Genomic DNA, 12378 nt, shown 5'->3' on the forward strand with positions numbered 1-12378 from the left:
CGGGCACGGCAGCAGCGTGCCCGTCGACGGTAGCTGAATGATGCAGGCAATAATGGAAGAGAAGCAGGCTTTTGAAAACCGGGTGCTTGAGCGGCTGAACGCCGGTCGTTCGGTGAGAAGCTTCCTGATCGCCGCTGTCGAACTGCTGGCGGAAGCAGTCAATCTGCTGGTGCTGCAGGTCTTTCGCAAAGATGACTACGCGGTGAAATACGCGGTGGAACCGCTGCTGCTGGGCGATGGCCCGCTGGGCGAGCTGTCGGTGCGTCTGAAGCTCATCTACGGCCTTGGGGTGATTAATCGCCACGAATACGAAGACTGCGAACTGCTGCTGGCGCTGCGTGAGGAGCTGAATCACGACACCAGCGACTACCGCTTTACCGACGATGAAGTGCTGGGTCCGTTCGGCGAACTGCACTGCGTGCTGGCCTGGCCGCCACAACCCGATTTTACCCGCGACGATGCCGCGCTGCGCGCCATGCAGCAGCAGCGCTATCTGCAGATGGTGCGCTCCACCATGGTGCTGTCGCTGACCGAGCTGATTTCCCGTATCTCGCACAAACAGGCTTTCAAGAAGCCCGCCGTGTAGCCATGCGCTTACGGCGTTCTCATCACGCGCTACTGTTCTCCCCGCCGCAGACAAAATATTACGCAGGATATTGATGCAGCGCTTTTTTTGGCGGTTGATGATTTTGCCAACAATCGTCAGATAGCGATATACTTACCGCTCCTGTGGCAAACAGACGACATCCCTATGAAATACGATACATCTGAACTCTGCGACATCTACCATGAAGAAGTGAACGTTGTTGAACCGCTTTTTTCGAACTTTGGTGGGCGCACCTCATTCGGTGGTCAAATTACCACAGTGAAATGTTTCGAAGACAACGGCCTGCTGTATGACCTGCTCGAAGAGAACGGTCGCGGTCGCGTGCTGCTGGTCGATGGCGGCGGCTCGGTGCGACGCGCGCTGGTTGACGCACAGTTAGCAAGACTGGCGGCGCAAAACGAGTGGGAAGGCATTGTGGTCTACGGCTCGGTTCGCCAGGTTGATGAGCTGGAAGAGCTGGAGATCGGCATTCAGGCGATTGCGGCGATTCCGGCCGGCGCCGCGGGCGAAGGCATCGGCGAGAGCGACGTGCGGGTTAACTTCGGCGGCGTCACCTTCTTCTCCGGCGATCATCTTTACGCCGACAACACCGGCATGATCCTGTCTGAAGACGCGCTCGACATCGAGTAATCGACAAACAAAAACGGGTGCCGCGGCACCCGTTGGTTTAAGCGCTGTGGCTTAAACTTCTTCCATTTTTCCCAGCAGTGCACGCAGGCGCTCCTGCCATACATGCTGCTCTTCTTTCAGGTGCTGATTTTCACGCGCCAGCGCTTCGTGATTGCCGGATGCCTGGCTCATTTCGTTTTTCAGGTTATTGTTCTGCTCTTTCAGCTCTTCAATTTCCATCTGCAGCAGGGTGATGGTATCAATCGCCTGCTGTACTTTCGCTTCCAGTTTCTCGAATACTTCAAATGACATCTTTCTGACCTCTCCTAAATCTTGCAAGGCGTTGATAGACCGGGCGTGCTTTAAAATAGTGCGTCCAGCCACGATGTCCCGATTGTATGTAGCCACACCCGGCAAGTCCAGCAGCACAAGGCCTGCGAGGGAAGTCTGTAACACTTTTCAGTTTATACCTGGAAAAACGCGCATCTTCGCGCATTTTTGCGCGCGGTCACACGCGCCGGGTGCAGCGCAGCGGGGGTTTTTGGCCCTAAACACAGGCAAAAGACGCGAAAACGCGCATTTTTATGACACGGCACACAAAATTCGATTTCGCTATTTCTCGTTTATGCTCGTTAACGATAAATTCACATCACCCCTACATTAGAGCTGGGCGACTCAAGGATTGAGAACAAAAACTGATAAAATTTAACCTCGCTTCAGGAATTCCATTATGAGTCAGACAACGAACACACTAAAAGGTCAGTGCATCGCCGAGTTTCTCGGTACCGGGTTGATCATCTTTTTTGGTGCCGGCTGTGTGGCGGCGCTGAAGCTGGCCGGTGCCGCATTCGGCCAGTGGGAAATTTGTATTATCTGGGGTCTTGCTGTCTCCATGGCGGTCTATCTGAGCGCAGGCGTATCCGGCGCGCACCTCAATCCGGCTGTCACGGTTGCGCTGTGCCTGTTCGCCAACTTCGAAGGCCGCAAAGTTTTACCTTATATTGTGTCGCAAATCGCTGGCGCGTTCTGTGCGGCGGCGCTGGTCTACGGTCTTTACTACAATCTGTTCTTTGATTACGAAGCCAGCCACCAGATGGTGCGTGGCAGCGTGCAGAGCCTCGATCTGGCCGGTATCTTCTCCACCTATCCGAACCCGCACATCACTGTAGGTCAGGCTTTCCTGGTGGAAATGGTGATTACCGCCGTGCTGATGGCGGTGATCATGGCGCTGACCGACGACGGCAACGGCGTACCGCGTGGCCCGCTGGCGCCGCTGCTGATTGGCCTGCTGGTGGCGGTGATTGGTGGTTCCATGGGTCCACTGACCGGCTTCGCCCTCAACCCGGCGCGTGACTTCGGTCCGAAGCTGTTCGCCTTCTTCGCTGGCTGGGGTAACGTGGCATTCACCGGTGGTAAAGATATTCCTTACTTCCTGGTGCCGATTTTTGGCCCGCTGGTCGGTGCCTGCCTCGGTGCCTTTGGTTATCGTGCGCTGATTGGCCGTCACCTGCCGGGCAACCTTGCCGAAACCACTAAAACAGAAAAACCGGTCGCGCGCGCTGAGCAGCGTAAAGCGTAAGTTTCATCGTTAATCATCAGGAAACCATAATGACTACGACTGATAAAAAATATATTGTCGCGCTCGATCAGGGCACAACCAGCTCACGTGCCGTGGTGCTCGATCATGACGCCAACATCGTCGCCGTCTCACAGCGCGAATTCACCCAGATCTACCCGAAAGCCGGCTGGGTTGAGCATGACCCGATGGATATCTGGGCGTCACAGAGCTCGACGCTGGTGGAAGTGCTGGCGCATGCCGATATCCGTTCTGACCAGATCGCCGCCATCGGCATCACCAACCAGCGTGAAACCGCGATTGTCTGGGACAAAGAGACCGGCAAACCGATTTACAACGCTATCGTCTGGCAGGATCCGCGTACCGCCGACTACTGTAACAAGCTGAAGAAAGAGGGTCTGGAAGAGTACATCCAGCACACCACCGGCCTGGTGATTAACCCCTACTTCTCCGGCACCAAGGTGAAGTGGATTCTCGACCACGTTGAAGGCGCACGTGAGCGGGCGAAACGCGGTGAGCTGCTGTTTGGTACCGTTGACACCTGGCTGGTGTGGAAAATGACGCAGGGCCGCGTGCACATCACCGATCACACCAACGCATCGCGTACCATGATGTACAACATCCACAAGCTGGAGTGGGATGCGCGAATGCTGGAGATTCTGGATATTCCGCGTGAAATGCTGCCGGAAGTGAAAGGATCGTCCGAAATCTACGGTCAGACCAACATTGGTGGTAAAGGCGGTACGCGTATTCCTATCGCCGGTATTGCCGGTGACCAGCAGGCTGCGCTGTATGGCCAGCTGTGTGTGCAGCCTGGCATGGCGAAAAACACCTATGGCACCGGCTGCTTTATGCTGATGAACACCGGTACCGAAGCGGTGACCTCCACTCACGGTCTGCTGACCACCATCGCCTGCGGTCCACGCGGCGAGGTGAACTACGCGCTGGAAGGTGCCGTATTCATCGGTGGTGCGTCCATTCAGTGGCTGCGCGATGAGATGAAGCTGATCAGCGATGCGGGCGACTCCGAATACTTCGCGATGAAAGTCAAAGACACCAACGGCGTGTACATGGTGCCAGCCTTTACCGGCCTTGGCGCACCGTACTGGGACCCGTATGCGCGCGGCGCAATCTTCGGTCTGACGCGTGGTGCCAACGCCAACCACATCATTCGTGCCACGCTGGAGTCCATCGCTTACCAGACGCGTGATGTGCTGGAAGCGATGCAGAACGATGCCGATACCCGCCTGCAGTCGCTGCGCGTGGATGGCGGTGCGGTGGCTAACAACTTCCTGATGCAGTTCCAGTCGGATATTCTCGGCACGCGCGTAGAGCGTCCGGAAGTACGCGAAGTGACTGCGCTGGGTGCGGCGTACCTCGCCGGTCTGGCAGTCGGTTTCTGGAACGATCTGGAAGAAGTCCGTGCTAAAGCGGTGGTGGAGCGTGAATTCCGCCCAAGCATCGAAACCACCGAACGCAACGTGCGCTATGCCGGCTGGAAAAAAGCCGTGGCGCGTGCCAAAGCGTGGGAAGAAGAAGAGTAAAACTGTGCTGACCCGCGGCGCCCTGCCGCGGGTTTTTCCCGTCCCCCTGCCCCGCTGTGCTACACTGCCCGCCTGTTTTTTGTCAGGTGCAGACCATGAAACGAGAACTCGCGATTGAATTTTCCCGTGTGACCGAAGCCGCTGCGTTAGCGGGCTATCACTGGTTAGGACGCGGCGACAAGAATGCCGCCGACGGCGCTGCCGTCAACGCCATGCGCATTATGCTCAACACCATCAACATCGACGGCCAGATCGTGATTGGCGAAGGCGAAATCGACGAAGCGCCGATGCTGTACATTGGTGAGAAAGTCGGTACCGGCCACGGCGATGCAGTGGACATTGCAGTCGATCCTATCGAAGGCACGCGCATGACTGCGATGGGCCAGGCCAACGCACTGGCGGTGCTGGCGGTGGGCGATAAAGGCAGCTTCCTGCACGCACCTGATATGTATATGGAAAAGCTGATTGTCGGTCCGGGCGCGCGCGGCGCTATCGATCTCAACCTGCCGCTCGCCACCAATCTGCAGGCGATTGCGCAGGCGCTTAATAAACCGCTCAGCCAGCTGACGGTGTCGATTCTCGCCAAACCGCGTCACGATGCGGTCATCGCACAGCTGCAGCAGCTGGGCGTGCGCGTGTTTGCGTTCCCGGACGGTGACGTCGCGGCCTCGATTCTCACCTGCATGCCGGACAGCGAAGTGGACGTGCTGTATGGCATCGGCGGCGCGCCGGAAGGCGTGGTGTCAGCGGCGGTGATCCGCGCCATGGATGGCGACATGCAGGCGCGCCTGCTGGCTCGTCATCAGGTCAAAGGGGATTCGGCCGAAAACCGCCGTCTGGGTGAGCAGGAGCTGCAGCGCTGTGCCGAAATGGGCATCAACGCCGGGGAAGTGCTGACGCTGCAACAGATGGCGCGTAACGATAATGTGATTTTCGCGGCGACCGGCATCACCACGGGCGATCTGCTAAAGGGCATCACGCGCCAGGGCAACATCGCCACCAGCGAAACGCTGCTGGTGCGCGGCAAATCGCGCACCATTCGCCGCATTCAGTCGATCCACTATCTGGACCGCAAAGACGCGGCGCTGCATCCTTTTATCCTGTAACCGTCTGTTTGCCGCTCTCCGGATGACGCGAGAGCGGCCACCAGCACAGCAGCATCACCAGCGACGTCACAAACATCAGCATGCCGAGGCTCGACTGATCGTGCTGCGGCAGCAGCGCTGAGAGCCACGCCACCACGCCAGAACCGAGATTCTGCAGACCGCCAATCAGCGCACCGGCGCTGCCGGCCAGCCACGCGTAGGGCTCCATCGCGCCAGAGGTCGCCAGCGGAAACAGCATGCCGGCACCAAAGAAGAACAGCGCAGCCGGCACCAGTAGCGTCCAGATATTCATCACGCCAAACCACGCCGGCAGCCACATCAGCAGGCCCGCCAGCAGGCAGCTGTTCACGCCATACCACATCAGCGTATGCCAGGACTTTTGTTCGCGGCCGGCAAACCAGGCACCAAAAAACGCCGCCGGAATCGGCAGAATAAACAGGATGCTTACCGTCAGCCCGTCCAGCCCCAGCACGCCCGCCATCAGCACGCCACAGCTGGCCTCAAATACCGCAATGCCCGCCAGCGCGCCGATCAACAGCAACAGATAACGCACAAAGTTGCCGTCGCTGAGCAGCGTGATGTAGCGGCGCAGAAACGGTGTCGCGGGCGCATCCGCCGGACGGGTTTCCGGTAGCCAGCGCGCCATCGCGGCCGTTACGCCAACACACAGCAGCAGCAGGAAAGCAAAGCAGGCGTGCCAGCCAAACAGATGGGTCAGCAGCGCGCCGATTACCGGCGCCAGCAGCGGGCTGACCAGAATGCCCATGTTGAGCAGGCTGTTGGCCTGGCGCAGCGCAATGCCAGAATAGAGATCGCGCGGCATGGTGCGCGCCATCACGCCAGCCACGCCGGTGCCCAATCCCTGTACCGCACTGCCCAGCACCAGCACACTCAGCGACGGCGCAAACAGGGCGATCAGCGCGCCCGCCGCGAAGATCGTCATGCCCGCGAGGATCACCGGACGCCGGCCAATGCTGTCCGACAGCGGACCGTAGATCAGCTGCGATCCGCCGTAGGTCATCAGATAGGCCGCCATCACCTGCTGCATGGCGCCGCTGCGCACGTTAAGCGCCTCTGCCATGTTCGCCATCGCGGGCACATAGATGGTCTGGGCCATCTGTCCGACCGCCACCAGCACAATCAGCATGAACAGCAGGAAGCGGTTTTGCGTATTACTCATCATCATGGAACAAAATGTCTGCCTGAGAAACAAAGTAAAGACAGCACTAAACAGGGCTGTCAGAGAGTTATGGCGGCAAAAATATCAGGAATTGCTGACAAAGCGAGAGGCAGACGTAAAGCGGGAGAACGGGCACCGTCAAGCTTCTGCACCAGGCTGTAACGTGGCCGCTACAGTTGCTGTTCCGTGCTAATGATTTGTCGCAGAGAGCCCTTTGCCCGCTGCGGGGCTGGAAATCTGGCGCTGGGCTGACGAAGATAGTAAGAGAGGAATAAGTCATCATCAGGAGCAAACATGGCTGAGTGGATCAATGCAGAAGTAAAAGAAGTGAAAAACTGGACCGATGCACTGTTCAGTCTGCGCGTTACTGCGCCCATCGACCCTTTTACCGCCGGACAGTTTGCCAAGCTGGCGCTGGAAGTCGATGGTGAACGCGTGCAGCGCGCCTACTCCTACGTTAACGCGCCGCACGATCCGCTGCTGGAGTTCTATCTGGTGACGGTGCCGGAAGGAAAGCTCAGCCCGCGCCTGCAGGCGCTGCAGCCCGGCGATCAGGTGATGGTGACCAAAGAGGCGGCCGGTTTCTTTGTGCTGGATGAGATCCCCGACTGCCAGACGCTGTGGATGCTGGCGACCGGCACGGCAATCGGTCCGTACCTGTCGATTCTGCAACAGGGCGAAGGGCTGGAGCGCTTCGACAACATTGTGCTGGTACACGCTGCGCGCTATGCCGCCGACCTCAGTTTTCTGCCATTGATGCAGCAGCTGCAGCAGCGCTATCAGGGCAAGCTGCACATTCAGACCGTGGTCAGCCGCGAGCAAATGCCCGGTTCACTGCATGGCCGCGTGCCGCAGCTGATCGAGAGCGGGGAACTGGAAAACGCCGTCGGCCTGCCGATGCACGCCGACACCAGCCACGTGATGCTGTGCGGTAATCCGCAGATGGTGCGCGATACTCAGCAATTGCTAAAAGATAGCCGCGACATGCGCAAGCATTTCAAGCGTAAACCGGGCCACATGACCAGCGAGCATTACTGGTAATCACGCCAGCCGTAAAATGTCAGATTTTTCCCGGCGCGGGTTTTGACTTTCAGCGGTAAAAACCGTTCTAATCGTGGGCTAAGTGAATGATTTAGGGCCGAAGCAATGAAGAATCTGCCAGTCGCGCTGCTGCTCAGCGTCGCACTGACATTTCCCGCCTGGGCGGAGGACGCGCCCGCGCAGGATCGCAACGATCACCTGCCTGCGGCACCGTATCTGCTGGCGGGTGCGCCCACCTTTGATATGACCATCGCCCAGTTCCGCGAAAAGTACAACGCCGCTAACCCAGACCTGCCGCTGCAGGAGTATCGCGCCATTGATAACCGCGATGACAAGAGCCACCTGACGCGCGCCGCCAGCAAAATCAGCGAAACGCTGTATGCCTCTACCGCGCTGGAACAGGGCACCGGCAAGATTAAAACGCTGCAGATTACCTGGCTGCCGGTGCCCGGCCCGGATATGAAAGCGGCACAGACGCGCGCCATGGATTACATGACTGCGCTAGTGCGCTTTTTTGTGCCCGGTTTATCGCCGGAAGAGGGACACAAAAAGCTCGATGCGTTGCTCAGCGCCGGCAAGGGCGCACGCTATTTTGCCCGTACCGAAGGTGCACTGCGCTTTGTGGTTGCCGACAACGGTGACAAAGGGCTGACCTTCGCCGTCGAGCCCATCAAACTGGCGCTCGCTACCCCCTGATCTCCCCGGCAAAAATGACGAAAAGCAAAGCCAGCGACCCATTTGATCTCTATACTGTCTGGCAGACATCGCTGCCCCGATGGCAGCGCTATTTCATGAATCGCGTTATGCGGAGGAAAGAATGCGACATCCACTGGTTATGGGTAACTGGAAACTGAATGGCAGCAAGCACATGGCGGGCGAGCTGATTGAAGGTCTGCGCAAAGAGCTGTCAGGAGTGGAAGGCTGCGGTGTGGCGATTGCTCCGCCGGCGATCTATCTGGATCAGGCTAAACACGCGATTTCCGGCAGCCACATTGCGCTGGGTGCGCAGAACGTTGACGTGAACCTGTCTGGCGCTTTCACCGGTGAAACCTCTGCCGAGATGCTGAAAGACATCGGCGCGAAATACATCATCATCGGCCACTCTGAGCGCCGCACCTACCACAAAGAGAGCGACGAGTTCATCGCGAAGAAATTCGCCGTGCTGAAGGCCGCAGGCCTGGTGCCGGTACTGTGCATCGGTGAGACCGAAGCGGAAAACGAAGCGGGCAAAACCGAAGAAGTGTGCGCACGTCAGATCGACGCCGTGCTGGAAACCCAGGGCGCTGCCGCCTTTGAAGGCGTGGTTATCGCCTATGAGCCAGTCTGGGCCATAGGTACCGGCAAATCAGCCACCCCAGCGCAGGCGCAGGCAGTACACAAATTCATTCGTGACCACATCGCGAAGAAAGATGCCGCAATCGCTGAGCAGGTAATTATTCAGTACGGCGGTTCGGTTAACGACAAAAATGCCGCTGAACTGTTCACCCAGCCAGACATCGACGGCGCGCTGGTGGGCGGTGCATCTCTGAAAGCCGACGCTTTCGCCGTGATCGTCAAAGCCGCTGCAGCAGCGAAAAACGCGTAAGTTTCTCACGCAGAGAAAGGCGGCTGATGAGCCGCCTTTTTTATTGCCTGATTGGTCGCGACGCGACTTACTCCAGCAATCGGCACTGGTGATCCTGCAGTTCTTCCGCCGAACCGCGATTCAGCTTCAGCCAGTTGCGCTCCAGCGCCATCAGGGCCAGACGGCCATCCGGCAGCTGGGCCAGCGCCAGCCCGTATTTGCCCATCTCACCGCGCGCATGCGGCACCTCTTCTGCCAGCCGGATAAACACGCTCTGCTGCGCCAGTTCGGCGGTGCTTAGCGTGCGAATCAGCCAGCGATGCCGCAGCAGCGTTGCCGTCTGCCACTGTGCGTTCAGCTTCGGTGCCAGCGTATCCAGCTGCTGACGCACCTCCGGTCGCAGGCAGGAGATATGGATGTGCAGCTGATTCTGGGTCCGGCCATACTGTGCGTTGATGGCCAGCGACAGCACACGGTCGTCGACAGGCGCACCGCGTTTCTGCGCCAGCAGGCTGCGCTGCTGCCAGGCTGCGGCAAACAGATTGGGCGTGGTGGGATCGAGAAGGATCGGGCTTTCCATGCCGGTGATTTTCGCTATCGGCATCAGCAGATATTGCAGCGGGCCGTTCAAATCTTTGAGCGTCACATAACCCTGCGCCAGATTGACCTGCTGACAGGGTGCCGGCTTACCGTGTTGTGTCATATCCGGCACGCACTTTTCGCTGACGATCTGCCACAGCGCATCAGCGTTTTTATGGAAATGCAGCGCGCCGGCGATCAGTCCGGCAATCAATATGATGAATGCGACAAGCAGCAACTTAACAGTACGGCGGCGCCCCTGCATGGCCAGATCCTCAGTGATAAGCTGCCTGCATCCTCACCTGTAGCCGGCGGAAAGTCACGGCTTTTTCCGCGCTGCAAAGCAAAACGGCCAGCATAGAGCTGACCGTTTCGTTACGATGAAAACGCGGTTACGGTTTCATGACCTGATCGTAGCTGCCGCCGTCGGCAAAGTGCGCTTTCTGCGCTTTGCTCCAGCCACCAAACTTGTCATCAATGGTGAACAGTTTGACCGGCGCGAAGCTGCTGGCAAACTTCTTCGCCACCTCAGGATCGCGCGGACGATAATAGTTTTGTGCCGCGATGGTCTGGCCTTCCGGTGAGTAGAGATATTTCAGATACTCTTCTGCCACTTTACGCGTGCCCTGCTCATCCACCACTTTATCGACTACCGAGACTGTCGGTTCGGCAAGGATTGATTCGCTCGGCGTAACGATTTCAAACTTATCTTTGCCCAGCTTATCGACCGCCAGATAAGCTTCGTTTTCCCATGCAATCAGCACATCACCGATACCGCGCTCAACGAAGGTATTGGTCGCGCCGCGTGCGCCGGAATCCTGCACTTCAACGTTTTTAAACAGCGCTTTGACGTAGGCCAGCGCTTTCGCCTGGTCGCCGTGGTTTTGATCCAGCGCCCAGCCCCAGGCCGCCAGATAGTTCCAGCGTGCACCGCCGGAGGTTTTCGGGTTTGGCGTGATCACGGAAACGCCTGGCTTAATCAGATCCGGCCAGTCATGAATGCCTTTAGGATTGCCTTTGCGCACCAGGAACACGATGGTGGAAGTATAAGGTGCCGAGTTGTCTGGCAGACGTTTGATCCAGTTTTTATCAATACGACCGCGGTCAGCAATAGCATCGACGTCGGACTGCAGCGCCAGCGTAACCACATCCGCGCGAATGCCATTGATCACGGAAGTCGCCTGCTTACCGGAACCGCCGTGCGACTGGCGAATCACCACGTTATCGCCGGTTTCCTGCTTATAGTGCGCGCTAAATGCTTTGTTGTACTGCTCGTACAGCTCACGGGTTGGATCGTAAGAGACGTTTAACAGCTGAATATCCTTAGCCAGAACACTGGTTGAAGCCAGTAACAGGGTGACACCAATACTCCACTTGTTCATTGCTTGCTCTCCCGAGGTCGTTATAGAATAAGACTGACACAAAGCATTCTACGGATTAAAGAATTAAAAATAAGCCGTTATAACTATGGGGAATATAGAGGGGCATAAAAAAGGGCGCGAAAGCGATCGCGCCCGATGAGTCATTGATTAGTAAAGTTTTTTCGCGGTATCCAGCCAGTCACGCTTGAACGGACGCTTCATGTTTTCAATCGCGTCGATGATGTCGTGGTGCACCATCTTCTCGTTCTGAATACCCACGCAGCGACCGCCGTAGCCCTGCAGCAGCAGCTCAATCGAATAAGCGCCCATACGCGATGCCAGGATACGGTCGTAAGCGCATGGCGCACCGCCGCGCTGGATGTGGCCGAGCACGGTGGCACGGGTTTCACGCTTGGTTTCCGCCTCAATGAAGTGCGCCAGATCGTCGATGTCACAGATGTGTTCGGTGATGGCTACGATGGCGTGCTTCTTACCTTTCGCGATACCGGCCTGAATCTCTGCCACCAGCTCTTCGCGCGTGTAAGGGATTTCAGGCAGTACGATAAACTCACAGCCACCGGCAATGGCCGCCGCTAAGGTCAGGTCACCACAGTAGCGGCCCATCACTTCAACGATGGAGATACGCTGATGTGAAGAAGAGGTGTCGCGCAGGCGGTCAATCGCTTCCACCACGGTTTCCAGCGCGGTGAAATAACCGATGGTGTAATCGGTACCGGCTACGTCGTTGTCGATGGTGCCTGGCAGACCGATGCACGGGAAGCCCATTTCAGTCAGGCGTTTAGCACCCATGTAGGAACCGTCACCGCCGATCACCACCAGCGCATCAATGCCGCGCTTTTTCATGTTTTCGATCGCGACCTGACGCACTTCTTCGTTGCGGAATTCCGGGAAACGCGCTGAGCCGAGGAAGGTGCCGCCGCGGTTAATCATGTCCGACACGCTGTAGCGGTCGAGGTTGATCATTCGGTCTTCGTACAAACCCAGATAGCCGTCATAGATACCAAAAACTTCAAGGCCTTCACTCAGCGCGGAACGGACAACTCCGCGAATGGCTGCGTTCATGCCTGGGGCGTCGCCGCCGCTGGTCAGTACTCCGATTTTTTTGATCATGACAACCTCTGGATTGTTCAAAACTAAGGATTATTCCTGCCTGTCGACCGGTGTGGACCAGCTCGCGATCGCACGGCTTA

The 12378-nt window shown here is 57.7% G+C and carries 13 protein-coding genes; 8 read left to right on the forward strand and 5 right to left on the reverse strand.

Annotated elements, in window-relative coordinates:
* Window positions 1-37 precede the first annotated feature (37 nt).
* Entirely contained in the window at window positions 38-586 is a 549-nt protein-coding gene (gene mtlR, locus MXF20_RS17475) for a mannitol operon repressor MtlR (protein WP_325970526.1), read from the forward strand.
* Window positions 587-751: 165 nt separating this feature from the next.
* Window positions 752-1237, forward strand: a complete 486-nt coding sequence (rraA, locus tag MXF20_RS17480) for a ribonuclease E activity regulator RraA (RefSeq protein WP_021507037.1) — start codon at window positions 752-754, stop codon at window positions 1235-1237.
* Window positions 1238-1288: 51 nt separating this feature from the next.
* Here the strand turns inward: rraA and zapB are convergent, their stop codons facing one another.
* Entirely contained in the window at window positions 1289-1528 is a 240-nt protein-coding gene (gene zapB / locus MXF20_RS17485) for a cell division protein ZapB (protein ID WP_021507038.1), read from the reverse strand.
* Between the two features lie 418 nt (window positions 1529-1946).
* Here zapB and MXF20_RS17490 point away from each other — a divergent pair, with 418 nt between their 5' ends.
* The 3 genes from MXF20_RS17490 to glpX all read left to right on the forward strand — a co-directional run bounded on the left by MXF20_RS17490 (window position 1947) and on the right by glpX (window position 5442).
* Window positions 1947-2795 carry an MIP/aquaporin family protein gene (locus tag MXF20_RS17490; RefSeq protein ID WP_325970527.1) on the forward strand — a complete coding sequence of 283 codons (849 nt, stop codon included), beginning with the start codon at window positions 1947-1949 and terminating at the stop codon, window positions 2793-2795.
* 29 nt (window positions 2796-2824) lie between these two features.
* Window positions 2825-4336, forward strand: coding sequence for a glycerol kinase GlpK (gene glpK / locus MXF20_RS17495; protein WP_211727024.1), 1512 nt, complete (start codon window positions 2825-2827; stop codon window positions 4334-4336).
* Between the two features lie 95 nt (window positions 4337-4431).
* Window positions 4432-5442: a class II fructose-bisphosphatase gene (gene glpX / locus MXF20_RS17500; RefSeq protein WP_325970528.1), complete on the forward strand. Its 1011-nt coding sequence runs from the start codon at window positions 4432-4434 to the stop codon at window positions 5440-5442.
* On the opposite strand, the gene emrD is transcribed toward glpX, so the two are convergent.
* Entirely contained in the window at window positions 5432-6625 is a 1194-nt protein-coding gene (gene emrD, locus MXF20_RS17505) for a multidrug efflux MFS transporter EmrD (protein ID WP_325970617.1), read from the reverse strand. The two genes, glpX and emrD, sit on opposite strands and share 11 nt — an antisense overlap.
* A 291-nt stretch (window positions 6626-6916) precedes the next feature.
* On the opposite strand from emrD, the gene fpr reads away from it, so the two are divergent.
* From fpr to tpiA, 3 genes are all read left to right on the forward strand, one after another.
* Window positions 6917-7663: a ferredoxin--NADP(+) reductase gene (fpr, locus tag MXF20_RS17510; RefSeq protein WP_325970530.1), complete on the forward strand. Its 747-nt coding sequence runs from the start codon at window positions 6917-6919 to the stop codon at window positions 7661-7663.
* Between the two features lie 105 nt (window positions 7664-7768).
* The gene (locus MXF20_RS17515) at window positions 7769-8359 is read left to right on the forward strand and encodes a YiiQ family protein (RefSeq protein ID WP_325970533.1); all 591 of its coding nucleotides are present in this window, start codon (window positions 7769-7771) and stop codon (window positions 8357-8359) included.
* 121 nt (window positions 8360-8480) lie between these two features.
* On the forward strand, window positions 8481-9248 hold the full coding sequence (gene tpiA, locus MXF20_RS17520) for a triose-phosphate isomerase (RefSeq protein ID WP_125309590.1): 768 nt from the start codon (window positions 8481-8483) through the stop codon (window positions 9246-9248).
* A gap of 67 nt (window positions 9249-9315) precedes the next feature.
* Here tpiA and MXF20_RS17525 read toward each other — a convergent pair whose 3' ends face one another.
* The 3 genes from MXF20_RS17525 to pfkA all read right to left on the reverse strand — a co-directional run bounded on the left by MXF20_RS17525 (window position 9316) and on the right by pfkA (window position 12298).
* Window positions 9316-10071 carry a CDP-diacylglycerol diphosphatase gene (locus MXF20_RS17525; protein WP_325970535.1) on the reverse strand — a complete coding sequence of 252 codons (756 nt, stop codon included), beginning with the start codon at window positions 10069-10071 and terminating at the stop codon, window positions 9316-9318.
* Between the two features lie 127 nt (window positions 10072-10198).
* Entirely contained in the window at window positions 10199-11188 is a 990-nt protein-coding gene (locus tag MXF20_RS17530; RefSeq protein ID WP_211725470.1) for a sulfate ABC transporter substrate-binding protein, read from the reverse strand.
* A gap of 147 nt (window positions 11189-11335) precedes the next feature.
* Complete coding sequence (gene pfkA / locus MXF20_RS17535; RefSeq protein WP_021507047.1) at window positions 11336-12298, reverse strand: 6-phosphofructokinase; 963 nt, start codon at window positions 12296-12298, stop codon at window positions 11336-11338.
* Window positions 12299-12378 lie beyond the last annotated feature (80 nt).

Origin of the sequence: Pantoea dispersa (assembly GCF_035783935.1) — a bacterium.
GTDB lineage: Bacteria > Pseudomonadota > Gammaproteobacteria > Enterobacterales > Enterobacteriaceae > Pantoea > Pantoea dispersa_C.